Genomic DNA, 23,705 nt, shown 5'->3' with positions numbered 1-23,705 from the left:
GAGATGTGGGATCAGGCCCTTATGTTACTCACCAGTAACATAAGCCGCAAGGCGCAGTTATTGACCCTTCGATTGCTTCGGCTGCAGTGGTTCCGGATCGAGGAAGGCAACAGTGATGACTGCGGCCACTCGCTGTATCTGCCAGTTGCGGGCACCGAGTTCGGCCAGGGCAGCAGAGATGGTGTCCAGGTCGATCGGTCTGGGGGGACGCCAGGCGAGCCTTCGCAGGAAGTCGGGGGTGAGAAGGTTTTCGACGGGCATGTTCAACCGGTCAGCAACAGCGGCCACGCGCGGCTTCGCGGTCTGAAGTCGTGCCGCTGCTGCTGGATCCTTTTCCGGCCAGACGCGTGGCGGCGGCGGAGCGTTTGTAGGCAGCTGCAGTTCCGGTAGATCGCGGGCGGTACGGGCCGTCGAGATGCAGCGCAACCAGCGCGGTGCTTCCCGCTGCGCTGCGCGGCCGTGGAAACCGTTGACCGCGAGGAGCTGGGGAACGGTCTGGGGCATGGCGCGGGCCGCCGCCACGATGGCGGAGTCAGGAATGAGACGGCCAGGGGCAACGTCCCGCTTTTGGGCGAGGGCTTCGCGTTCCTGCCACAGCTCGCGCACGGCTGCCAACTGCCGCCGGTCCCGCACCTGGTGCACGCCGGACGTCCTGCGCCAGGGATCGAGACGCGGCGGTGCCGGCGGGCTGGACCGAATGTGCTCGAATTCTTCCTCAGCGAACTGCAGTTTCCCGTCCCGGTCGAGCAGCTCTACGAGACGGTCGCGCAGCTCGACCAGGACCTCGACGTCCAGAGCGGCGTAGCGCAGCCATGGCTCGGGCAGGGGGCGCTGGGACCAGTCGGCAGCGGAGTGCTCCTTGGCAAGCGTGAACCCCAGGAGGTTCTCGATGACGGCTGCCAGACCGACGCGGGGGAGACCGGCGAGCCTGGCAGCGAGTTCCGTATCGAAGAGCTTGTCAGGCCACATCCCCAGGGCGGACAGGCACGGCAGGTCCTGAGTTGCGGCATGCAGGATCCACTCGACGCCGGCCAACGCATCGTTTATGACTGACAGGTTGCCGAAGGGTTCAGGGTCGATAAGCCAGGTACCCGCGCCTTCCCTGCGGATCTGCACGAGGAAGGCACGCTGGCCGTAACGGAATCCCGACGCCCGTTCAGCGTCCACACCGGCAGGTCCGGATCCTGCGGTCAGCATTCGTGCTGCACGTTCAAGTCCCGCGGGGGTGTCGATGACGAAGGGAACGCCTTCTCGAGGTTCCTCGAGGACGGGCAGCGGAGCAGATTGGTCCGGTGCGGGAAGGACATCGCCTGCAGCGGCGCTGCCAGGCTCGGAATGCTGCACGGTCATGATTAAGCCAGTCTAACCGTGCGGTATCGAAGATCGTGGGCCGTTACACCGCAGTGCGCTGGTATTCGTGCGGCGGAACAGACTCACAATCAGCTGCGGCGGCGGTTCGGCAGGGCGGCAACTCCCTCAGGGAGCGGGGGCAACCCGGCGAAGGTGCACACCATGTCTGCCCAGGCCTCCAGGTGTTGCCGAACGCTGTGCGAATCCGGTGTCCAGGATGCGCGCAGTTCGATGTCGATCGTGTCCGCGCGGTCGGCCAGTGACCCGAAGCTTTCGGACAGGATCCTGGTGGCCGTGCCACCTGCCGCCCGGTAGGTCGCGTTGTGGGTTTGAAGGGCTTCCACCAGCCACGTCCACGCGACAGATCCGAGGAGGGCATCGTTACCCATGTCCGGTTCGAGTTGGGCCCTGATGTAGGTGACGATGCGGAAGGTCCCGTCCCAAACCTCGGATCCTTCGGGATCGTAGAGGAGTATGAAGCGCCCGGTTGCGAGTTCCTCGGGATGCTCCTGCGTGAGGGCTGCGCGTGCCGGGCCGTGGACGGGTGGCTTGCCTGGCTCTGTCTCCTGGAGCACCTCGGCGCCCAACGCGACGGCGTACGGGGCAAGGCGCGAGGGGGCCGGAATCTCGTTCAGGCGAAGTTCGCTACGGCATCGTGCCTGCCTCAGTCCGGACAGGGCATTCAGGAATTCAGGAGGAACCTGCGAGAGGTCACCAATTGCGCTCACTCTCGCAGGTTAAACCCGTGCCCGATGCTTCCGCGGGCAGCCACGCCGGAAGGTGCGCCAAACACTCCCCGGCTGTTCGCTGTATGTCAAGGGCTAGGCGGAGCCGTATGTCAAGGGCTAGGCGAAGCCGACTTCCCGGCGGATGGCTTCGGCGAAGGCATCGACATCCTCTGGCGTTGTATCGAACGAGCACATCCAGCGCACCTCGCCCGTTGCCTGGTCCCAGTCGTAGAAGCGGAAGTATCCACGAACCCGGTCAGCGGCTCCGGCAGGAAGAATGGCAAAAACGGCATTCGCCGTCGTCGGCTGCGTCACGGTGACCCCCGGTATGCCGGCAACGGCGGCAGTCAGGCGGGCGGCCATGGCATTGGCGTGCCTTGCAGAGCGCAGCCACAGGCCATCCTCGAGCAGAGCGACGAACTGGGCCGACAGGAAGCGCATCTTCGATGCCAACTGCATATTCATCTTTCGCAGATAGTCCAGGCCGGTCACGGCAGCAGGATTGAGGACCACCACGCATTCGCCGAACATCAACCCGTTCTTGGTGCCGCCGAACGAAAGGATGTCCACGCCTGCGTCACGCGTGAAAGCGCGCAGCGGCAGGTCGAGGGCTGCTGCCGCGTTGGCGATACGAGCACCGTCCATATGCAGATGCATGCCGCGGGCGTGCACATGGTCGGCGATGGCGCGGATTTCCTCCGGGGTGTAGAGGGTTCCCAGCTCCGTTGTCTGGGTGATCGAGACGGCCAGCGGCTGGGCACGGTGCTCGTCACCCCAACCCCAGGCTTCCTGGTCGATGAGCTGCGGCGTCAGCTTGCCGTCGGGAGTGGCCACGGCAAGCAGTTTCATTCCGCCGATGCGTTCGGGTGCGCCGTTCTCGTCGACGTTGATGTGGGCCGTCCTCGCGCAGATCACCGCGCCCCAGCGGGGGAGGAGTGATTGCAGCCCCAGGACATTGGCGCCGGTACCGTTGAACACCGGATAGGCGCGGGTGCCCTCACCGAAGTGCTCCTGCATCAGTTCCTGGAGCCTGCGGGTGTAGTCGTCATCGCCGTAGGCAACCTGGTGGCCTTCGTTCGCTGCGGCCAGGGCGGCAAGAATCTCGGGATGTACGCCCGAATAGTTGTCAGAGGCGAAGCCGCGGACAGCTGGATCGTGGATGCGTGCGGTGGCAGGAAGGGTGTCAGTCACCAATTCAGTATCTCGTATCGGGTATCTCGACGTGGCCGAGGATCGGGCAAATGGTTTCGGTGGACAGCGCCGGGGGCAGGCGAGTCAGTTTGTCAAAAGGACTCTCTGCCCGTTAACTCCGGCGGCAGTCTGCGTGAACAGGTCCAGCACTCCGGCAGCAAGGTCGCGGACGTGGGTGTATCCGGGGAAGCGCCGGTCGGGTTGTTGGGCACGCATCACATCGTCTACGAGCGCCTTCACCACCAGGACCGACGCCGCGGCCTCCGCTTCCGGGTCCGCCGCGAACTGTTGGGCTACGGCGCGAACCCACGTCTCGGCTGCCGCTTTGACTGCCGCGTAGGAGGCGCTGTCAGCGGCAGGGTTGTCGACGGCGGTCGCGGACACGATCGCCAGTCTTCCCCGACGGGACTGCTGGAGGTCGGACACGAAGGCGCGGGTGGTGTTCCGAAGGGTGGTCAGGATGGACCGGTGAAGGAACTCGTAGTCCGCATCTGACTGGCCTGCGATTCCGCCGCCTCCCCGCCAGCCGCCCACGAGGTGGATCAGTCCGTCGGCGGGTTGTCCGTCCGCTCGTAGTTCTGCGGCCAACCGGTCCACCGCGCGTCCGTCGGTCAGGTCGCAGGTCTGAAGCCGGACTGTCTTGAGATGTCCCAGCGCCCGCTCCAGGCGGGTCGAATCCGAGCCCACTGCCACGACGCGTGCCGATTCTGAGGCGAGTGCCTCGACGACCGCGATGCCTGCCTGGCTGGTGGCCCCGGCCACCAGCACGTTGAGCCCCTGCACAGCATTCGGCGTCGTGCTCACGCGCTTGACCCGGTGATACCGGAGGTTGATTCGATGACCGGCTTCATCTTCCTGTCCAGAGCTTCAAAGAACATCGAGAGGGGGAACTCGTCATCGAGGACAGCGTCGGTGAGGCCGCGTGGAGGGCCGTCGAGCGGGAGCGCGTCCGGTCCTTTGGCCCAAACGGACGCCGGATGGGGTGTTACCGTCTCGGACACCAGTTCATAGGCTGCCAGCCAGTGGGCAGTTTTCGGGCGGTCAATGGAACGCCAGTACAGTTGCTGGATCTTCTCGCCGAGTGCAATGACGACGCCGGGAACCTCCTCCCAGTCAATGCGAAGGGTGGTGTCGGTCCAGTGCAGGACGTGGTTCTGGTGCAGCCACGCAAACAGGAGCTGGCCGCCGAGCCCGTCGTAATTGCGTACCCGGCTTCCGGTGATCGCGAAACGGAAGATCCGGTCAAAGATCACTGCGTACTGCACCAGGCGCGCGTGGCGGCGGGCGTCGTCGGACGCTTCCTTATCCGCTGCGACCCGAACGGACTCGCGGAACGCCGTGAGATCGCACCGCAGTTCCTCCAGGGAGTACAGGAAATACGGCATCCGCTGCTTGATCATGAACGGATCGAAGGGCAGGTCACCACGCATATGGGTCCGGTCATGGATGAGGTCCCACATCACGAACGTCTCTTCCGCCAGCTTCTGGTCCTGCAACAGCTCCTGCGCTTCCGCTGGAAGTTCCAGGCGGGTGATATCGGCCGCAGCGCTGACTACACGGCGGAAGCGTGCCGCTTCCCGGTCGGCGAAGATGGCACCCCATGTGAACCGCGGGGTTTCACGGACCGCCACCGTTTCGGGAAAGAGGACCGCGGAATTGGTGTCGTAGCCCGGAGTGAAATCGAGGAACCGAATCGGCACGAAAAGCTTGTTCGAGTAATCGCCCGCCTCGAGCTCAGCAATGAAGTCGGGCCAGACGATTTCGATGAGCACTGCTTCCACGAAGCGGTTCGTGCTGCCGTTCTGCGTGTACATGGGAAAGACCACCAGATGCCGGCGTCCGTTCACACGCCCCAGCTGCGGCTGGAACTGCACAAGGGAATCCAGAAAGTCGGGAACTCCCATGCCGGCTGCCATCCAGCGGCGGAAGTCTTCCACCAGGGCGTCCAGATAGGCGGCATCGTGCGGAAAGGCGGGCGCGAGCTCCTGAATGGCACGCACAATAGTGTCCGCATGGCCGCGGGCACTCGGGACGTCCTTCTCATCTGCCACCGATCCGTCCTTGGCCTGCAGCTCCTGGAGGGAAGCAGCGGCGGCCTTCAATTCGGCCCAGGCGGGAAGAAGCTCCGGTCGCGATTCAGATATGTTGCCGGCTACGGCGCCGGAAACGGTGCCGGGTTCCACGGTCTGGGTCACTGTTCCTCCTGATGAGACTCGAATTTCCTTGTGCTTTGTTCGCGCTTCGAGAGTAGCAACAGAAACAGATGGACTAATGCTCGAATCGGATGAACATAAGAAAATCTTACTCATTGAGGAACACCCCGTGCGCGGAGGTGAAGGGCCGCTGGCGGTCGACCCCGGAAGTCAGGTCCGGCGCTTCGACGGGCTATTCCTGCGGCACCAGCTTCATGGAAATGGAGTTGATGCAGTAGCGCTGGTCGGTGGGAGTTGCATAGCCCTCACCCTCGAAGACGTGACCCAGATGAGAATCACACCGGGCGCAGCGCACCTCGATCCGTTCCATCCCGAGTGAACGGTCCCGGATGTAGCGCACGCGGTCCTCGGCCAGCGGTGCCCAGAAGGACGGCCAACCGCAGTGGGAATCGAACTTTTCCTTGCTGGTGAAGAGCTCGTGTCCGCAGGCGCGGCACTGGTAAACGCCCTTGGTGTGGGTGTCGTGGTACTCCCCAGTGAAGGGACGTTCAGTACCTGCCTGGCGCAGTACGTAGTACTCCTCGGGCGTAAGCTCGCGGCGCCACTCCTCGTCGGTCTTTTCCACTGTGGGGGTGTAGCCGGTGTGCGGGGCGGATTCTGGTGAGTTCATATCTGCGTCAACGACTACGAGTCGCCGATAAATCCCGAACCCGCATAGAGGTGCAGCACAGGTACTCCGAGCTTGTCCTGGGCGCGGTTGGCCCAGTCGCGATGGAGTGTGTCCGCGAGGACATGCGGCCGGGTTACGACGACGGCCTGCCGGGCATTGCGTTCCGTCACCGTACGCACCATGGCTTCGACGGCGTTTCCGGGAACAGTGAGGCCGTCCGCCTTCAGTCCCGCACCGTCCAGAACGTCGAGGGAGAGCTGCAGGGCGTGCCTGGCCTCTGCACTGAGCTCATCCCGTCCTGGTTGTCCATGCGACAGGTCCTGGAACGCCTCCGAGAATTCCAGAAGGCTCAGGTGGTGCAAGAACTCCTTGAGGACGTTGCGGTGGCTATCCTCGGGGATGACCACCACGAAAGCGGTGTCGCCGGCCTCGGCGAGAGTCTTCAGATTGACGGCGTCCGGTTCCTGCAGGGGAACCTCGGCAAGCACAACGATCGTCTCCTCCATGAAGCCAACACTAGCCCTGACCGCGACCGGCACCTAGGGGCTGCGGCGACACTCCAAATGGTTCGCGTGCACCGGGGCGCTCTGCGGGTGGGCAAGAATAGGCGTATGTCTTTCAGCTCTCCCGGAACCGTGCCTGACCGCCAGTCTTGGCTGCGTTGGGCTGTGCTTGGGCTTGGCACCGGCGCAGCGGCAAGTACCGTGGTCGCCGCGGCTACGTCTGCCCTCGCTGCGCACTTCGCGCGGGAGGTGGTGATTCCACGCAAGCGCGAGGAGAATCTGGAGATCCTTGCCGTAGTACAGGCCGGCGACGGGCTGCAGGTTATTCTGCCCGCAAACGAGGACACCACGATCGAGGGCACCTACAGTCTCTATTTCGACGGCGGCCGCGGGCACGCGCGTATCGGCGCAATCCGCTCCTATGTTCCCCGGGAAGGAACGGTTCAGCGCGACGTCGAGACCGTCTACTCCGGAGACCTGCGAACAGCGGTTCGTGGGTGGTGGAGCGGTGCGGTCTACCCCCGGCCGTCCGCCCTGGGCTTTGCTGACGAACGGATTGACATCCCAGTCGAAGGCGGAACCGCTCCCGCGTGGCTCGTACGAGCCGAAACTCCGGCTACTACCTGGGCGATCATGGTGCACGGCAGGGGAGTGCAGCGATCCGAAGGGCTACGGGCAGTGCGCACAGCCCGGGAACTTGGAATGGCGAGTTTGCTCGTGTCCTACCGGAACGACGGCGAAGCACCCTTCGCCCCGGACGGCAGGTATGGGCTGGGGATGACTGAATGGCAGGACGTCGAGGCGGCGATGGCCTACGCCTTCGCACATGGGGCCGAGGACGTAGTCCTCTTCGGCTGGTCGATGGGCGGTGCCATCTGCCTGCAGGTGGCAGACGTGTCGCGCTATCGTTCGCGGATCCGCGGGCTGGTCCTGGACGGTCCCGTCATTGACTGGATGGACGTACTTACGCACCAGGCCGAGCTCAACCGCATCCCGGCTCCCGCGGGCCGGCTTGGACAGTGGCTCATCTCAAACAGCATGGGGCGCCTGGTGACCGGCCTGTCGAACCCTCTGAACCTGAAGAGCATGGACTGGGTCTCCCGGGCGGACCAGGTCACCGTTCCGACGCTGATCCTGCACAGTGAAGACGATGAGTTTGTCCCGGTGGGGCCGTCAGCTGAGCTTGCGGAACGGAATCCCGCCTTTGTGACCCTCGAACGGTTCCACCGTGCCCGGCACACCAAGGAGTGGAATGTGGACCCGGAGAGATGGGACTCAGTCACCGCCGCCTGGCTTCGCCGGCAGGTCTTCGGCCGCACTGCCCCGAGCCGGACGCTAAACCGCTCCTGATTCCCGGATCTTGCGCTTGATCCGGCCGAGCATTGCGGTCATGCCGCGCATGCGAAGCGGGGTGATGGCGCGGGTGAGGCCCAGCCGCTCCGGAACGTCGTCGGGAACAGCGAGAATCTCAGCTGCCGGAAGCCCATCCAGACCCTCCTGAAGGACGCCCGCGAATCCACGGGTGGTGGGAGCCTCCGGAGGCGCCGAAAAGAAGAGCGAAACAGACTTCGCTGCGTCGTCGGCAATATCAAGCGTCAGGAAGAGCGGGCTCTGGCACTCAACCACCTGCTCAAGGAGCTCCGGGTGGTCCTGCAGATGCTCCGGCAGGGCCGGCAGCCCGCGTGAGAACTCAAGAAGCAGCTGCAGCCTGTCCGGCTCGGACAGTGCCTGGAAATCGTCAACGATATCCGCGAGCTGCTGGGGTAATGCGGTTGTCTCCACTGCCATCCTTACGATTGCCCCGGGCCGGGTAGCCCGGGGCTCCTTCTTCTACTGTCAGGCGCGCACCGGCACCTGGCCGGGCTCTGATCCCTTAACGATAGGAACCCGCACAACATTTCCCCACTCGGTCCACGATCCGTCGTAGTTCCGGACGTTCTGGAATCCGAGCAGGTGCTGCAGCACGAACCAGGTGTGGCTGGAACGTTCGCCGATACGGCAGTAGGCGACGACGTCGTCACCCTCCTTGAGGCCGGCCTCCCCACGATAAATGGCGTCCAGCTCCTCACGGGTCTTGAAGGTCCCGTCCTCGGCAGCGGCCCTCGCCCACGGTACCGACACAGCCGACGGGATGTGGCCGCCGCGCAGCGCTCCCTCCTCGGGGTAGGCAGGCATGTGGGTGCGGGCGCCGGTGTACTCATCCACGGAGCGTACGTCGATCAGGGGGTTGCCGAAGTGGTCGAGGACATCGGTCAGATACGCCCGGATAGGGGCATCGTTCCGTTCGATGACCGGGTAGTCAGTCGCTTCGGGTGAAGGGACATCAGTGCTCAGGGGGCGTCCCTCGGCAATCCACTTGTCGCGTCCGCCGTCGAGCAACCGGACGTCTTCATGGCCGAAGAGGGTGAAGACCCAGAGGGCGTAGGCAGCCCACCAGTTCGACTTGTCTCCGTAAATCACCACGGTGCTGTCCCGGGTGATGCCCTTCGCGGACATCAGGCGGGCAAAGCCCTCACCATCGACGTAGTCACGTGTGACTTCGTCGTTGAGGTCTGTGTGCCAGTCGATCTTGACCGCGCCTTCAATGTGTCCGGTTTCATAGAGGAGTACATCCTCGTCGGACTCCACGACCACAAGGCCGGGGGTACCCAGGTTCTCAGCAAGCCACTCGGTCGAGACCAGGCGCTCGGGGTGTGCGTACTCTGCGAACTTTGCGTGGGGATCTGTTGCGACAGCCATCCGTTGGAGCCTTCCTTCGTTGACGATTGCTACCTCACACCTAGCCTAACCACGGGTTTATGCGATTGCTTCCGCATAGGTCACAAGGCGCCACAATGACTCGCAAGACTGCTGGAAGCACCGGTGGAGGAAGCATTGCAGGTCAGTCGGCTGACGTATCCTTGCCTAGCACGGCCTCTCCGGCCCGATCCTCCAGCAGCCTACGAAAGACGCACCCGCCTGTGGCCACCATTGAGCATCTGACCCAACGAACTCCCCAGGTTTCTGTCGACGAACTACTGGATGGGTTCTTCCCGTCGCAGCGGTTCGGATCAGTCTCCTTCGAGTCCTACCGGCCGGATCCCAAGCAGCCCTCCCAGGCAGCGGCCGTCAAGGAACTGCGCACGTTTGCAGCCGGAGTCAATGCGCCCGAGCCGAGCGGATTCAGGAAACTCTTCGGTGCCAAGCGTGACCAGGGCAGGGCCGGCATCTATCTGGACGGCGGGTTCGGCGTGGGCAAGACCCACCTGCTGTCCTCGCTGTGGCACGCGACCTCCGGCAGAAAGGCGTTCGGAACGTTCGTCGAGTACACCAACCTCGTCGGGGCTCTGTCCTTCCGGCGGACCGTTGATGCGCTGAGCAGCTACAAGCTTGTCTGCATTGACGAATTCGAACTCGACGACCCGGGCGATACGGTCCTCATGTCCCGGCTTATGCGGGAGTTGGCCGATGCCGGAGTAAAGCTCGCCGCGACGTCCAATACTTTGCCCGGATCGTTGGGGGAGGGGCGGTTCGCCGCTGTCGACTTCCAGCGTGAGATTCAGGTGCTGTCCAGCCAGTTCGATGTCATCCGCATTGATGGCGAGGATTACCGGCACCGCGGGCTGCCGGAGGCACCGCCACCGCTCACCGAGCAGCAGGTCCGCAGGCGCGCCAGGAATTTTCCGGATGGCACCGTCGTCGCTGAGGACCAGTTCGAGGACCTCATCACGCACCTCGCTGGAGTCCATCCGAGCCGGTACAGGCAGTTGATCGACGGAATCGACGCCGTCGCGTGGCACGACGTCCAGACCATCACCGAGCAGGCGGTCGCCCTGCGCTTCGTGGTTTTGGCCGACCGTCTCTACGACCGTGATGTGCCCATCCTTGCAAGCGGTGCTCCGCTCAGCGAACTCTTCACTCCCGAGATGATGTCGGGCGGTTACATGAAGAAGTACTACCGGGCGGTCTCGCGACTTACCGCCCTGGCCCGGCAGGGCGGCGATTCGGGCAATTGAGGCAAACCCGTTAGGGACGATCAGTCAGGAGAATCCGGTCACGGGATCGGTCAAGGTGATCCATCACAGCGGATCGATCACGGGTAGTCCGGCGAAGTTGAATCCGTTCGGGTGTAATACGGCCAAGGCATGACAAAGGCGCCGGCGCTGTCTCTCGACAGGGCCGGCGCCCCTTTGTCGGTGCTAAAGACTGTCAGGCCGCAGGGTTGGCGGAACCTGCCAGACGATTGCCGTCCTTGCTGTCGACGTTGTCGATCATCGAGAAGGCCCTGGACTGAACGGTGCTGATCTTGTCGGAGTACTTCCCACCGGTCCTGCTGTTGATGAAGCTCCCAGCGTGGCCGATGCCCTCCTTGATCATTCCCGAGTTGCCGTCCACGAGTCCGGCTGCTCTGCTCTTCAACTCTCCAGCCTTGCCTTTGAGCCCGTCAAATACAGACACAGACACCTCCCTTCTCTCCTGGGGAACCCCTTGTTCCCCGCGCATTCCATCCTAGAGAGCGTATGGGCGCCATGTAAGGGGAGGACGTTTCGCCCTCAGCGAGACTCGTCTTGCCCGTGCACATCGGGTGTGAAAGCCTGAGTTGGCCAAGATGGCACCCGGACGAGGTGCGCCGTACCCGGAGGGCGACAAGACGGCGCTGAGGAGCAAATCAATCATGGCTTGGGTAGTTCTCGTTATCTCCGGGGTATTTGAGGCGGTTTGGGCCACGGCCCTGGGAAAGTCAGAGGGGCTCAGTAAAGCCGGACCGACCGTCGTCTTCGTTTTCGGAATCATCCTGAGTATGGCCGGTTTGGCCTGGGCCATGCGTACCCTGCCCACGGGCACAGCGTACGCGGTGTGGGTGGGGATTGGGGCGGCTCTCACTGTTGCCTATGCGATGGCTTTCGAAGGTGAACCCGCTTCGGTACTGAAAGTCCTGCTGGTTTTAGGCATCGTTGGATGTGTTATTGGTCTCAAGCTGCTGCACTAGATTCCGGGCCGTCCTGGCAGTTGAAGCTCGGTTCGAACACCGGAAGGTTTGAACACCCGCAGGGTTGAACACCCGAACGTTTAAAAACCGGAAGTCTCCACCCGACTGAGTGAAGACTTCCGACCGTTAATACAACTGCTACAGAGCGGACGACGGGATTCGAACCCGCGACATCCACCTTGGCAAGGTGGTGCTCTAGCCAGCTGAGCTACGTCCGCGAAAAAGCGCCTCTCATGGAGGCGCCTTGCGTGGGCGATACTGGGATCGAACCAGTGACCTCTTCCGTGTCAGGGAAGCGCGCTACCGCTGCGCCAATCGCCCAGGTCATGCACTGCTGCAAGTCCTGCTGCAAACCACCGTACAGAGGTGGGGACGGGATTCGAACCCGCGTATACGGCTTTGCAGGCCGCTGCCTCGCCTCTCGGCCACCCCACCATGACCCACCTGAGCGGGATCACCGGCTGAGACCGGCGATTACAGTGACTTGCGAGCGGACGACGGGATTCGAACCCGCGACATCCACCTTGGCAAGGTGGTGCTCTAGCCAGCTGAGCTACGTCCGCAGAGGAATGAACCGGGCCTTTGAGTGCCCTTGCGGACTTCCCGGCGTCTTTCCAACGAGTAAAAACAATATAGGAGGATTGGGGGTTCGTCCAATTGGGCCAGCTCCGGAGCGCCTCCCGCCCAAATGGCCGGTAATGGGTTATAGACGCGGAGCCATCTGTGCCTGGGATAGGATTCCTGGTGTTCCAGCATCCTTTCGGCGTTCCGGAACTGTCGGACCGGGATGACACACTTAAAACATGACCGAGCCGCTCCTTGCGCACGCCACCGACCGCGGGCGCATGTACTCCCGATCCACATCGGAGCCTCCCGTCGTTCCGTCCATCACCACTGTCATTTCCCAGTCGCAGCCCACTTCGCTGGACGGATGGTTCGGTTATATGGCAGCCAGCGCCCTTGCTCAGGATCCGCGGCTTCCTGCTTCCCTGGGCAACGCCGGAGAAATGCGCGCCGTTATCCAGGACGCTTCCAAAGCTGCCGAACGCTACCGGGAGGAGGCAGCCCGGCGCGGCACCAGGGTGCACTTCTACTGTGAACAGGTTGCGCTGCGGGACCTTGGTCGCGCCCACACTGTGGAACAGGCGCGTGCAGACCTGGCGGCACATGGCGAGGAGCCCTTCGCTGCCCGGTTCGATGAGTGGTGGGACCTCTATCAGGTGAAGCCGATCGCGCCGGAGATCACGGTGTGGAACTCCGAGGTGGGATACGCCGGCACGCTGGACCTGGTGGCGACCATCGGTGGACGGCTCTGCATCCTGGACTTCAAGACCCGCGCTACCGACCGGGACGGGTTCGTGAAGCCGCTCGACGAGAAGGTGGTCATGCAGTTGGTCGCCGGCATGAAAGCCCAGGAATCGCTGGTGGATCCGGTAAGGGGAGTCTGGGAACCCTGGCAGTACGGCGCGGATCCCGTGCTGTTGGGAATTGCGGTAGGGCAGACGGAAGTGCGCGCGCACCGCGCAAATCCGGAGGTACTTCGCGAGCACTGGTACAAGTTCTGTGCGCTGCGGCGGGCCTGGGAAGCAGGGACACAGGTGGCCGAAGCAGGTAGGCCGCTGCTGCCCGTGCCGCCTCCGCCGCAGGTGCCTGGAGTGCAGCTCCAGGGCTCCCGAAGTTGAAATCCGGCTGCTGCCCTAGAATTGACACGGCATTTCAACGACCGGGCCATGTCCGCCTGGTCCAGCACAACCACAGGTGAGGACGCATAGACCGAATGGCGGTTCTGAGTATCAGGATGATCGGGGACCCCGTGCTCCGCACCCCCGCAGCAGAGGTGACGGACTTCGGTCAGGATCTCGTGCGGCTGGTCGACAACATGCTCGAAACCATGCACGCAGTACGGGGTGCAGGTCTCGCGGCGCCTCAGGTTGGCGTAGGTCTGCGGGTCTTCACCTACGCCGTCGACGGTCAGGTTGGACACGTGGTCAATCCGCAACTCACTTTGGGCAGCGGCATGCAGTCGGACGACCAGGAGGGGTGTCTGTCGGTTCCCGGCATCGGGTTTGCCCTGCCGCGAGTGGATCGGGTATCGCTAACCGGATTCGATGTCACAGGCGCCACCATCGAATTGGAAGCTTCCGGAATGCTTAGCCGCTGCTTCCAGCACGAAACCGATCACCTGGACGGACGGCTGTATATTGACCGGCTCGCCGGGGAGGACCGCCGGACTGCTATGCGCGCCATCCGTAATTCCCAGTACAACGCAGTGGCAACCCAAACCGTGACCCAGCGGTCAGCAGCGGTCGGTTCGGTCTTCGGAATGGGATCGGCAGTTAGCGGGCAGGGCAGGGGAGAGCAGTGAGGATTTTATTCGCCGGCACTCCGCAGGTGGCCGTGGCTTCCCTGGACGAACTGCGCAGGGCAGGGCACGAAGTGGTTGCCGTGCTTACGCGTACTGATGCGCCGGTCGGCCGGAAGCGGGTTCTTACTCCCAGCCCGGTTGCTGCCGCTGCCGCTGACGCCGGCCTGGAGATCATTAAGGCAAACCGCATCGACGAGCCAGTTGTTGCGCGGCTCGCAGATCTGAAGCTCGACGCCGCAGCCGTCGTTGCGTACGGCGGTCTTGTTCCGCCGTCGGCCCTTCGGATCCCTCGCCACGGCTGGGTGAACCTGCACTTCTCGCTGCTGCCCGCCTGGCGGGGCGCTGCGCCGGTGCAGCACGCCCTGATCAACGGCGACGACATCACCGGCGCCTCAACCTTCCTGCTCGAAGAAGGACTCGACACAGGGCCCGTCTTCGGCACCCTGACCGAGCGGGTTCTGCCCGATGACACCAGCGGCGCCCTGCTCGACCGGCTCTCCATCAGCGGCGCGGTCCTGCTCGCGCAGACCATGTCCGCACTGGAACAGGGCCGGGCGCGGCCCGTGCCGCAGGAGGGTGAGGTAACCCTGGCTCCCAAGCTCTCCAGCGCAGACGGGCGCATTCGGTGGTCGGACCCTGCCCTCGCGGTGAAACGGCGTATCAGCGGCGTCACACCCGAGCCGGGGGCGTGGACCATGCTCGATGGCCAGCGCTGCAAGCTGGGAGCCGTGATCCTGAGGCCGGACGTGTCAGACGTGGCGCCGGGGACCGTCACAGAGAAAGACGGCGCGGTCCTTGTCGGGACGGGGTCCCACGCAGTCCAGCTGGGCGGCATTCAACCCGCCGGCCGCAAACCACTGTCCGCCGCTGAATGGTTTCGGGGAGTCCGTGGCCAGGAATTGAGCTTCTCATGACCCCCGAACGCAGAACCGGAGGCCAAAGCCGCCGCAACGAGCGCGGACGTGAACGGAACAGATCCGGAACGCGCCAGTTCTCCGCCAGCGCACCATCTGAGCGAACCCGTCGCGCCGATCCTGCCAGGTTGGTCGCGTTCGAAGTGCTTCGGGCGGTCGCGTCCGAGGACGCCTACGCCAACCTCGTCATGCCCGCCAGCATTCGGAAGCACCGCCTGGGACGCCAGGATGCCGGGTTCGCGACGGAACTCGCATATGGGGCGCTGCGCGCGCAGGGCACGTATGACGCGATCCTTGGCCTGTGTGTCGACCGACCGCTTGACCAGCTCGATCCCGCGATTCTCGACGCCCTGCGGCTCGGCGTGCACCAGCTGATGGCCATGCGGGTTCCTCCGCACGCTGCCCTGGATCAGACGGTCGGGTTGGCCAGGGCGGTCATCGGTGCCGGACCGTCCTCGCTCATAAACGCCGTGCTGCGGAAGGTGTCGAGGCGGTCCTTCGACGAGTGGCTGGAAGTCCTGACGGAGGGGGTGGAGGACCCCGTACGGGTCAGCGCACTGAAGCACGCCCATCCCGAGTGGGTGGTCCGTACCATGCGGCAGAGCCTCGTGGGACACGGCCGAAGTGTTGCGGAGATAGACGAGCTGCTGGAGGCAGACAACGCCGCCCCGGTCGTCAACCTGATTGCTCTACCTGGCATCGGATCCCTGGAGGAGGCCATAGAGGCCGGGGCAAAGCGGGGAGACCTCGTGGAGGGCTCGGCACTCTTCGCAGCCGGCGACGTCGGACGCCTCGAAAGTGTGCGCAGGGGACAGGTGCGCGTGCAGGACGTCGGATCACAGCTTGTGGCCCGAGCCCTGGCTGCTGTCGAGCTGCAACAGGGTGAAGGCGGAGGGGAGGACTGGCTGGACCTGTGCGCCGGTCCGGGCGGCAAATCCGCGCTGTTGGGTGCCATCGCACAGCAGCAGGGAAACACGCTTGTAGCCAACGAGCCCGCCGAGCACCGCGCTGCGCTCGTCCGCCAGTCTCTTTCCGCCGTCGACCCCAAGGTATGGAGCGTGCGCGTGGGAGACGGCAGGACCATCTCGGCGGCCTACCCCGACGGTTTCGACCGTATTCTGGTAGATGCACCCTGCACCGGCCTGGGTGCACTGCGGCGACGGCCCGAGTCACGCTGGCGCAGGAAGCCCTCGGACCTCGCTGAGCTGGGTCCGCTTCAGCGCGGGTTGCTGAAGGAGGCACTGGATACCGTGCGCCCCGGCGGCGTCGTAGCTTACGTCACCTGCTCGCCGCATCCTGCCGAGACCACCGCCGTCGTCCAGGACAGCCTGCGCGGCAGGGACGGCTACACGCTAATCGATGCCGGGAAGGCACTCGACGCAGTGAGCCTCACCGGAGCCCTGCAGGCAGGGCACGAATCGACGGCCCAGTTGTGGCCGCACGTGCACGGCACCGACGCCATGTTCCTTGCGCTGATTCAGCGGAACGCAGCCTAGTCCGGACGGCCGCCGGTCGGTCCACGGAATTCAATCGACGAAAGGCCCAGTATGAGCACCTGCTGTATCCACCCGAGCATCCTGTCGGCAGACTTCGTGAACCTTCAGTCCGAGCTGGACCGGATCGCCACCGCCGATGCCGTGCACGTCGACGTGATGGACAACAGCTTTGTGCCGAACCTGACCCTCGGGCTACCCATCGTGAAGCGCATCCAGGCCGTGAGCCCTGTTCCCCTGGACGTGCACCTCATGATTGACGACGCCGACCGTTGGGCCCCGCAGTACGCGGAGGCAGGTGCGGCTTCGGTCACATTCCATGCCGAAGCTGCCCAGGCACCGATCAGGTTGGCCCGGGAACTTCGGAGCGCCGGCGCCAAGGCCGGCATGGCCCTCAGGCCGGCCACGGCCGTCGAGCCGTATCTGGACATGCTTGGTGAGCTGGACATGGTGCTGATCATGACCGTTGAACCCGGCTTCGGCGGGCAATCCTTCCTTGAATCCACCCTTCCGAAGATCCGCCGTACTGCGGAGGCAGTCCGTGGCGCAAACCTTCCTGTGGCTATCCAGGTGGACGGGGGAATTACGGAGGAAACCATCGTCCGTGCGGCCGAGGCAGGGGCGACGGTTTTTGTAGCCGGTTCCTCCGTATACGGTACGGACGATCCGGCCGGGGCGATCGCTGCACTGCGTCAGGCCGCTTCCTAAGCGGATCCTGAACGATGCTTCCGTCAGAGGGGCGTATGGCCTGAAGCCCAGCTAGCCAGCGGGGATTCCGGTTAGGTGGATCCGCACGGCGTTGGCATCCGTTGCTGCCTTGCGCAGCACGTCCAGCCGCGGGTCCTGCACCGGAAGGTGCGGCAGCCGCGGAAGCGACCGGTACGTGGCGAGCGGGCTCTGCGCAAGGCATTCACCGACAAGTTGCGCGTCACCGCCGGGCTGCATCACGTCCAGGGCGAAGTCCCCGAAGATGGCCGCTGCGCGTTCAACCGTGGACTCCACGAGCGCATCGGCCTGGTTCGCCCGGCGTCGCGCAAATCTCTGCTGGGACCACCCACCGGCCGCAGTGCGAGACTGTACGTAGCGGGTTCCTGTTTTCGAGGCCAGCAGTTCACCGTTCCGTGAGACTCCGACGCCGTAACCACCGCGCCGGACAAGGAGCAGGCCCACTGTCCTGGGCGCCGCCGTTAGGCGAAGCAAGTTCTCGACGGCTGCATCCGGGCTGCTGGGCTCGGTCTCGCTGGGCACTGTCTCCGGCTCGGCGTGACCGGATGTCGCCACATCAGCCTGCGGGACCTTGATCTCGGCGGTGCAGCCATTGACCGCCCGAAGAACGACGACGCCGGGGGCCGCCTGCGTTGAGAAGTCCCCGTTACGTTCGCCGAAGCGCCGGACCCAGCCGGGAAGGCGGTCAGGCGGGACAAGAACCAGGCGACTGTCCTGCATTGCTCTTCTTTCCGGTCGCTACGAACGATGTCAGGGGTTCACAGTAGCCTTGCTCTAATGAACGACCTATTCAGCATGTACGCGGACGAGCACGACGCGGATGAGCACAATGGGCCGGGTACCGGCACAGGCAGCGAGCGGAACCGCCCTCGCAGTCCGCTCGCCGTACGGATGCGACCGCGCACGCTGGACGAAGTGGTGGGCCAGCAGCATCTGCTGGGTTCCGGGTCTCCGCTCCGGACGCTTGCCGGAGGGGAGGCTGCCGCCCGCGCCGGCGCACCGACGTCGGTCATTCTTTGGGGTCCGCCTGGAACCGGCAAGACAACGCTTGCCCACGTGATCGCCCGTGGTCCGGGCAGGAAGTTCGTTGAACTGTCGGCCATTACGGCGGGCGTGAAGGACGTCCGCCGGGTGATGGATGAGGCGCTTGCCAACCGGGACCTGCACCGCATCACCACCGTCCTGTTCCTGGATGAGATCCACCGCTTCAACAAGGCGCAGCAGGACGCCCTGCTGCCGGGGGTCGAGAACGGTTGGGTAGTCCTCATAGCCGCCACTACCGAGAACCCGTCCTTCTCCGTCGTTTCGCCGCTGTTGTCGCGCTCGCTCCTGCAGACGCTCAGGCCGCTCACCGAGGAGGACATCTCCGGGCTCCTTCGGCGCGCCGTCAGCGACCCGCGGGGGCTCGCCGGCGAAATCGAAGTGGACGACGAAGCCCTGCAGCATCTGGTTCGGTTGGCTGCAGGCGATGCGCGCCGCGGGCTGACGGCGCTCGAAGCCGCTGCCGTCGTCGCGCGTTCTGAGGCGGCGGCTTCCACACCCGAGGAGGGAGTGGGCGAGGAGACTCCGGTCAGGGTAGCGCTAGCCCACGCCGAGAAAGCCGTTGACGTTGCTGCCCTGCGCTACGACCGGGCAGGAGACCAGCATTACGACGTGGCCAGTGCGTTCATCAAGTCCCTGCGCGGTTCGGATGTCGATGCGGCGCTGCACTACCTGGCCCGCATGCTCGAGTCCGGCGAGGACCCGCGCTTCGTCGCCCGGCGGCTGATGATCTCGGCTGCGGAAGATGTAGGGATGGCCGACCCGACGGCCCTGCAGACGGCAGTTGCTGCGGCGCAGGCCGTCCAGTTGGTGGGCATGCCTGAGGGGCGCATCATCCTGGCCGAAGCGGTGGTACACATTGCAACTGCTCCCAAATCGAACGCCGCCTACAACGGAATCAACCGGGCAATCGCGGACGTGCGCGCCGGACGGGGACAGGGCATACCCGCGCACCTGCGCGATGCGCACTATCCTGGTGCCCGCCAGTTGGGCCATGGCAAGGGCTACGTCTACTCCCACGACGAGCCGCACGGCATCGCCAGCCAGCAGTACGCGCCCGACGATCTCGTGGGCACGGATTACTACCTGCCGACTGACAGGGGAGCGGAGCGCGCGGTCGCCGCGCGGCTGGAAAAGCTGCGCTCCATTATTCGGGATCGTTGAGGACTGCTAGGATTGATGGTTGACTGGCAAGCCGCGGCTCAGCCGTGCCCTGTTACTTCGATGAGTTACCTGATGGGAAACCATCCGGCGAGAAGCAGGGCGGGATCTGAGGACTGCGGGCTGTAGTACCGGAAAGCGGCTACTTCCGGCTCTCCGTGCATGGAGGCCAGCGACACAAGAAAGAGTCCACCCGATTCGTCGGTGTGAACTGCTTTGCCGCAAAACAATGAAAGGTAAACGTGGCTACCAACACACGTGCCCGCCGTAAGGTCCGCATTTCGCGTGCCCTCGGCATTGCCCTGACCCCGAAGGCCGAGAAGTACCTGGAGCGTCGTCCGTACGCACCGGGTCAGCACGGCCGCTCCCGCCGCAAGCAGGACAGCGACTACGCAGTACGTCTGCGCGAGAAGCAGCGTCTGCGCGCCCAGTACGGCATCCGCGAAGCCCAGATGACCCGGGTCTTCGAAGAAGCCCGCCGGACCGCCGGCCTGACCGGTGAGAACCTGATCGAGCTGCTCGAGATGCGTCTCGACGCGCTGGTGCTGCGTGCAGGCTTCGCCCGCACCATCGCCCAGGCCCGCCAGCTCGTGGTTCACCGCCACATCATGGTTGACGGCGCCCGCGTGGACCGTCCGTCCTTCCGCGTCAGCGAAGGACAGCTGATCCACGTGCACAGCCGCAGCGAAACCATGGTTCCGCTTCAGGTTGCCGCCGCAGGTGGACACCGCGACGTGCTTCCCCCGGTCCCGGGATACCTCGACGTTCAGCTTGAGAAGCTCCAGGCACGCCTGGTCCGCCGCCCCAAGCGTTCCGAGGTTCCGGTTACCTGTGAAGAGCAGCTCGTGGTGGAATACTACGCACGCTGATCCGGCGCCGTCTTCGGCGTATCGGCAGTACAACTGAACATCAGTTACCCAAGAGCCCGCGGCGCACGCCGCGGGCTCTTGAGTAGGTAAGGTACATAGGGGATCTTCGCCAAGCGAGTCCGCCAGGCCACGCTTCAGTAGAAGGTTCAGTAGACGGTTAAGGAGTTGTTCATCAAATGTCAGGTGGAGATATCGCCGGACTCATCGCCGCCGGGGTTTTTGCGGTACTCGTGGCATTGCTCGCCATACCCGTCTGGAAGCTCGGCAAGGTCTTCGACGAGCTCCGCCAAGCCATCCGCTCCTTAAGTGAGGGCACCACCCCGCTGATCGACGAGGTGACGAGCACTGTTTCGACAACCCACCAGCAGTTGAAGAACGTCGACGGCATCACCTCGAACGTGTCCGATGCCTCCGCCAACATCTCCGCGCTCTCGTCACTGGTCGCCGCGACGATCGGTTCACCGCTGATCAAGGTCGCGGCATTCTCCTACGGCGTACGAAGCGCTTTGGCAGGCCGGCGCAGGCCTGTTTCGCGCCGTCGCAGCCGGTGACCGAACCAGAAGAACAGACGAGGACGAACCCATGATCAAGAGGCTTTTCTGGCTCGCTGCGGGCGCAGCCATCGGTGTAGTGGCGATTCGCAAGGTCGCCGCGATGAAGTCCGCGGTCGGTCCCGAGGGACTGAACCGTGCGGTCGGCCGGCTCACCGACACTGTCGCGGACTTCGCCGACGCCATGCGCGAGGGAATGCACGAGCGCGAAAACGACCTACGGGCTGCCCTCGGCATCGACTCGGAACCCCGTTCCTGACCTGCCGGCCGTCCGGCTAGCGAGAACCGAACCCCACCGCTGCGCACCGATCGCGCGCAACACTGAAGGATCCACACCCACATGAAGTCCCAAGAGATCGCACGTCGCTGGCTCGACTACTTCGAAGGCCAGGGGCACACCCGTGTTCCCTCGGCGTCCCTGGTATCGAGTGACCCGTCGCTCCTGTTCACCGTCGCAGGCATGGTTCCGTTCATCCCCTACCTGACGGCGCGGGAAGTGCCGCCGTACAATCGCGCGACCAGCATCCAGAAGTGCATCCGAACGGGTGACATCGACGAAGTGGGTAAGACCGCGCGCCACGGGACCTTCTTCCAGATGTGCGGCAACTTCTCCTTCGGGGACTACTTCAAGCAGAATGCCATCCGCATGGCATGGGAACTGCTCACCAGCAGTGTCGACGACGGCGGCTTCGGACTGCCCGCCGACCGGCTGTGGGTCACGGTGTACCAGGAGGACGACGAAGCGCTGGCGATCTGGCGTGACGAAGTGGGGTTCCCTGCCGAACGCATCCAGAAGTTCGGGAAGAAGGACAACTACTGGAACACCGGCCAGCCCGGACCCGGAGGTCCGTGCTCCGAGATCTTCTACGACCGGGGCCCCGAGTACGGCAAGGACGGCGGTCCGCAGGCGGACGAAGACCGCTACGTCGAAATCTGGAACCTGGTGTTCATGCAGTACCGGCTTTCTGCCGTGCGCAGCAAGGACGACTTCGATGTAGCCGGTGAGTTGCCCAAGAAGAATATCGACACCGGCCTTGGACTTGAGCGCCTCGCCATGGTGCTGCAGGGCGTCGAGAACATGTATGAGACGGACCAGGTGCGTCCCGTCCTGGACAAGGCATCGGAACTGTCCGGCCGCGAATACACCAGCGCAGAGTCCGACGATGACCCGCACCATCAGGACGATGTCCGGATGCGCGTTGTCGCCGACCACGTCCGTTCGGCCCTGATGCTCATCGCCGACGGTGTCACCCCTTCGAACGAGGGCCGCGGCTACGTGCTGCGCCGCCTCATCCGACGCGCCGTCCGCGCCATGCGCCTGCTCGGCGTCGAGAAGGCCTGCCTCCCTGACCTCCTTCCCGTCTCGCGGGACGCCATGAAGGGCGTCTACCCCGAGGTTGAGCGTGACTTCGAGCGGATCAGCCGCATCGCCTACGCGGAGGAGAAAGCCTTCCTGCGCACCATTTCGTCCGGCACCGCCCGGCTTGAGGAAGCCGTGCGCGAGTCGAAGGCGGCCGGCCGGGCGCTGTCCGGCGAGGACGCCTTCAGCCTCCATGACACATACGGTTTTCCGATCGACCTGACGCTGGAGATGGCCGAGGAAGCCGGTGTGTCGGTGGACGCTGAGCGCTTCCGGGCACTGATGCTTGAGCAGCGGCAGCGTGCGCAGGCCGATGCCAAAGGCAAGAAGGCCGGTCACGCGGACATGACAGTCTTCAACGAGCTGCTGGCAACCGGCGACACGATCTTCACCGGCTACGACGAGCTGACCAGCGAGGCTGTTGTCCGCGGCATCGTCAGCAACGGTGCATCGGTCCCGGTCGCTCGCCAGGGCGAGGAAATCGAGCTCATTCTCGACCGCACCCCTTTCTACGCTGAAGCGGGTGGCCAGGCCGCCGACGTCGGACTCATCACCGGCAATGGATTCACGGTGGAGGTGACCGACGTCCAGCGCCCGATCAAGGGACTCAGCGTCCACCGCGCGGTGGTGCGCGAAGGCGAAATCACCCAGGACGCGCGGGTGATCGCCGCGGTCGACCGCCAGCGCCGCCACGCCGGCGAGCAGGCCCACTCGGGCACGCACATCGTACACGCGGCCCTGCACCAGGTCCTCGGCCCGGAGGCCCTGCAGCGCGGCTCCTTCAACAAGGCCGGCTACCTGCGGTTCGACTTCGCCTGGGGTGAAGGAATCAGCGCGGCTGCTCGTTCCGAGATCGAGGAAGTCTCGAACCTCGCAATCCGCAGCAACCACACCGTGGAGACGAAGGTGATGGCGCTCGATGAGGCCAAGGCACTCGGCGCCACGGCACTGTTCGGCGAGGCCTACGGTGACCGGGTGCGGGTTGTCGAGATCGACGGCGCCTGGTCGCGGGAGCTGTGTGGCGGCACCCACGTGGAGTCCACTTCGCTCATCGGTACCCTCACCCTGCTCGGTGAACAGTCCGTCGGTTCCGGAAACCGTCGCGTTGAAGCCCTGGTGGGTATGGATGCATTTCGCCACGCGGCCGCCGAGCGTGCCCTGGTGACGGAACTGTCCGAGATGCTGAAGGTGCCGTCCACCCAGTTGCCCGAGCGCCTGGGTGCAACCCTGAATCGCCTGAAGGCTGCGGAGAAGGAGCTGGAGCGTCTCCGCAAGGAACAGCTTTCGAACGCTGCTGCCAACCTGGTCAACACGGCCGAAGACGTGGACGGGGTACGTCTCATCACCCACGACGCCGGCCAAGTGGGCAGCGCGGATGACCTGCGCAGCCTCGCCCTCGATCTGCGTGGACGGCTGGGATCAGCCGCTTCCGTGGTAGCGGTGGCAGGAGTAAGCAAGGAACGGCCGGTGATCCTCGTTGTCACCAGCGAGGAAGCGCGGCTCGCCGGTGTCAAGGCGGGCGCCCTGGTGCGGACCGCGGCCGGAGTTCTCGGCGGTGGCGGCGGCGGCAAGGACGACATGGCGCAGGGCGGCGGCTCGGATCCGGCGAAGGTTCCTGCAGCGCTGGAAGCGGTCCGCGCAGCCGTGGCGGGCCGCTAGGA

At 64.5% G+C, this 23,705-nt stretch carries 24 protein-coding genes, 4 tRNA genes and 1 riboswitch; of the genes, 13 read left to right on the top strand and 15 right to left on the bottom strand.

The features are described from left to right. Positions 1–57 precede the first annotated feature (57 nt). From GC088_RS08340 to GC088_RS08310, 7 genes are all read right to left on the bottom strand, one after another. A complete protein-coding gene (locus tag GC088_RS08340; protein ID WP_323958553.1) occupies positions 58–1,350 on the bottom strand; it encodes an HRDC domain-containing protein in 1,293 nt (430 codons plus the stop codon). Between the two features lie 89 nt (positions 1,351–1,439). Then, a complete protein-coding gene (locus GC088_RS08335; protein ID WP_323962009.1) occupies positions 1,440–2,069 on the bottom strand; it encodes a DUF3000 domain-containing protein in 630 nt (209 codons plus the stop codon). Between the two features lie 126 nt (positions 2,070–2,195). Continuing rightward, positions 2,196–3,269 carry a threonine aldolase family protein gene (locus tag GC088_RS08330; RefSeq protein WP_323958552.1) on the bottom strand — a complete coding sequence of 358 codons (1,074 nt, stop codon included), beginning with the start codon at positions 3,267–3,269 and terminating at the stop codon, positions 2,196–2,198. Between the two features lie 84 nt (positions 3,270–3,353). Beyond that, complete coding sequence (locus GC088_RS08325) at positions 3,354–4,073, bottom strand: SDR family NAD(P)-dependent oxidoreductase (protein ID WP_323958551.1); 720 nt, start codon at positions 4,071–4,073, stop codon at positions 3,354–3,356. Continuing rightward, complete coding sequence (locus GC088_RS08320) at positions 4,070–5,413, bottom strand: DUF6421 family protein (protein ID WP_323962007.1); 1,344 nt, start codon at positions 5,411–5,413, stop codon at positions 4,070–4,072. Before GC088_RS08320 ends, GC088_RS08325 begins: the two co-directional genes overlap by 4 nt. Before the next feature lie 241 nt (positions 5,414–5,654). Next, the gene (msrB, locus tag GC088_RS08315) at positions 5,655–6,092 is read right to left on the bottom strand and encodes a peptide-methionine (R)-S-oxide reductase MsrB (RefSeq protein ID WP_323958549.1); all 438 of its coding nucleotides are present in this window, start codon (positions 6,090–6,092) and stop codon (positions 5,655–5,657) included. 14 nt (positions 6,093–6,106) lie between these two features. Next, the gene (locus tag GC088_RS08310; RefSeq protein WP_323958548.1) at positions 6,107–6,598 is read right to left on the bottom strand and encodes a hypothetical protein; all 492 of its coding nucleotides are present in this window, start codon (positions 6,596–6,598) and stop codon (positions 6,107–6,109) included. A 105-nt stretch (positions 6,599–6,703) separates the two neighbouring features. Here GC088_RS08310 and GC088_RS08305 point away from each other — a divergent pair, with 105 nt between their 5' ends. Further along, a complete protein-coding gene (locus GC088_RS08305; RefSeq protein ID WP_323958547.1) occupies positions 6,704–7,945 on the top strand; it encodes an alpha/beta hydrolase family protein in 1,242 nt (413 codons plus the stop codon). Here GC088_RS08305 and GC088_RS08300 read toward each other — a convergent pair. Then, the gene (locus tag GC088_RS08300) at positions 7,931–8,377 is read right to left on the bottom strand and encodes a SufE family protein (RefSeq protein WP_323958546.1); all 447 of its coding nucleotides are present in this window, start codon (positions 8,375–8,377) and stop codon (positions 7,931–7,933) included. The genes GC088_RS08305 and GC088_RS08300 overlap by 15 nt on opposite strands. 54 nt (positions 8,378–8,431) lie before the next feature. Beyond that, entirely contained in the window at positions 8,432–9,334 is a 903-nt protein-coding gene (locus tag GC088_RS08295; RefSeq protein WP_323958545.1) for a sulfurtransferase, read from the bottom strand. A 221-nt stretch (positions 9,335–9,555) separates the two neighbouring features. Here GC088_RS08295 and zapE point away from each other — a divergent pair, with 221 nt between their 5' ends. After that, positions 9,556–10,590: a cell division protein ZapE gene (gene zapE / locus GC088_RS08290; protein ID WP_323958544.1), complete on the top strand. Its 1,035-nt coding sequence runs from the start codon at positions 9,556–9,558 to the stop codon at positions 10,588–10,590. A gap of 193 nt (positions 10,591–10,783) precedes the next feature. Here zapE and GC088_RS08285 read toward each other — a convergent pair whose 3' ends face one another. Next, a complete protein-coding gene (locus GC088_RS08285) occupies positions 10,784–10,993 on the bottom strand; it encodes an antitoxin (RefSeq protein WP_323958543.1) in 210 nt (69 codons plus the stop codon). 179 nt (positions 10,994–11,172) lie between these two features. Continuing rightward, a riboswitch (guanidine-III (ykkC-III) riboswitch) is annotated at positions 11,173–11,235 on the top strand. A gap of 14 nt (positions 11,236–11,249) precedes the next feature. Between GC088_RS08285 and GC088_RS08280 the strand changes: the two genes are divergently transcribed. Then, positions 11,250–11,564 carry a DMT family transporter gene (locus GC088_RS08280; RefSeq protein WP_323958542.1) on the top strand — a complete coding sequence of 105 codons (315 nt, stop codon included), beginning with the start codon at positions 11,250–11,252 and terminating at the stop codon, positions 11,562–11,564. Between the two features lie 144 nt (positions 11,565–11,708). Here GC088_RS08280 and GC088_RS08275 read toward each other — a convergent pair. From GC088_RS08275 to GC088_RS08260, 4 genes are all read right to left on the bottom strand, one after another. Beyond that, positions 11,709–11,782 (bottom strand) — tRNA-Gly (locus GC088_RS08275). A gap of 31 nt (positions 11,783–11,813) precedes the next feature. Continuing rightward, positions 11,814–11,885: transfer RNA gene (locus GC088_RS08270), tRNA-Val, on the bottom strand. A 43-nt stretch (positions 11,886–11,928) separates the two neighbouring features. Continuing rightward, a tRNA-Cys gene (locus GC088_RS08265) sits at positions 11,929–11,999 on the bottom strand. Positions 12,000–12,053: 54 nt separating this feature from the next. Further along, a tRNA-Gly gene (locus tag GC088_RS08260) sits at positions 12,054–12,127 on the bottom strand. Between the two features lie 240 nt (positions 12,128–12,367). Here GC088_RS08260 and GC088_RS08255 point away from each other — a divergent pair. From GC088_RS08255 to rpe, 5 genes are all read left to right on the top strand, one after another. Next, complete coding sequence (locus tag GC088_RS08255; protein WP_323958541.1) at positions 12,368–13,246, top strand: cytochrome; 879 nt, start codon at positions 12,368–12,370, stop codon at positions 13,244–13,246. A 95-nt stretch (positions 13,247–13,341) separates the two neighbouring features. Continuing rightward, positions 13,342–13,929, top strand: coding sequence for a peptide deformylase (def, locus tag GC088_RS08250; protein WP_323958540.1), 588 nt, complete (start codon positions 13,342–13,344; stop codon positions 13,927–13,929). Beyond that, positions 13,926–14,843 carry a methionyl-tRNA formyltransferase gene (fmt, locus tag GC088_RS08245; protein WP_323958539.1) on the top strand — a complete coding sequence of 306 codons (918 nt, stop codon included), beginning with the start codon at positions 13,926–13,928 and terminating at the stop codon, positions 14,841–14,843. The genes def and fmt overlap by 4 nt, the downstream gene beginning before the upstream one ends. Then, the gene (locus tag GC088_RS08240) at positions 14,840–16,339 is read left to right on the top strand and encodes an RsmB/NOP family class I SAM-dependent RNA methyltransferase (RefSeq protein WP_323958538.1); all 1,500 of its coding nucleotides are present in this window, start codon (positions 14,840–14,842) and stop codon (positions 16,337–16,339) included. The genes fmt and GC088_RS08240 overlap by 4 nt, the downstream gene beginning before the upstream one ends. Positions 16,340–16,390: 51 nt before the next feature. Next, complete coding sequence (gene rpe / locus GC088_RS08235; protein WP_323958537.1) at positions 16,391–17,044, top strand: ribulose-phosphate 3-epimerase; 654 nt, start codon at positions 16,391–16,393, stop codon at positions 17,042–17,044. A gap of 51 nt (positions 17,045–17,095) precedes the next feature. Here the strand turns inward: rpe and GC088_RS08230 are convergent, their stop codons facing one another. Further along, positions 17,096–17,782, bottom strand: coding sequence for an acVLRF1 family peptidyl-tRNA hydrolase (locus GC088_RS08230; protein WP_323958536.1), 687 nt, complete (start codon positions 17,780–17,782; stop codon positions 17,096–17,098). A gap of 57 nt (positions 17,783–17,839) precedes the next feature. Here GC088_RS08230 and GC088_RS08225 point away from each other — a divergent pair, with 57 nt between their 5' ends. The 5 genes from GC088_RS08225 (at position 17,840) to alaS (ending at position 23,703) form a co-directional block, all read left to right on the top strand. Beyond that, entirely contained in the window at positions 17,840–19,267 is a 1,428-nt protein-coding gene (locus GC088_RS08225) for a replication-associated recombination protein A (protein WP_323958535.1), read from the top strand. 239 nt (positions 19,268–19,506) lie between these two features. After that, positions 19,507–20,133, top strand: a complete 627-nt coding sequence (rpsD, locus tag GC088_RS08220) for a 30S ribosomal protein S4 (protein WP_323958534.1) — start codon at positions 19,507–19,509, stop codon at positions 20,131–20,133. Between the two features lie 176 nt (positions 20,134–20,309). Next, on the top strand, positions 20,310–20,684 hold the full coding sequence (locus tag GC088_RS08215; RefSeq protein WP_323958533.1) for a DUF948 domain-containing protein: 375 nt from the start codon (positions 20,310–20,312) through the stop codon (positions 20,682–20,684). Between the two features lie 31 nt (positions 20,685–20,715). Further along, positions 20,716–20,943, top strand: a complete 228-nt coding sequence (locus GC088_RS08210) for a hypothetical protein (RefSeq protein ID WP_323958532.1) — start codon at positions 20,716–20,718, stop codon at positions 20,941–20,943. 81 nt (positions 20,944–21,024) lie between these two features. Then, positions 21,025–23,703, top strand: a complete 2,679-nt coding sequence (alaS, locus tag GC088_RS08205; protein WP_323958531.1) for an alanine--tRNA ligase — start codon at positions 21,025–21,027, stop codon at positions 23,701–23,703. Positions 23,704–23,705 lie beyond the last annotated feature (2 nt).

This window comes from Arthrobacter sp. JZ12, from assembly GCF_035189165.1.
In the GTDB taxonomy this organism is placed as follows: Bacteria; Actinomycetota; Actinomycetes; order Actinomycetales; family Micrococcaceae; genus Arthrobacter_D.
The sequence above is the reverse complement of the archived record's forward strand: the minus strand, read 5'-3'. Positions and strand labels throughout refer to the sequence as shown.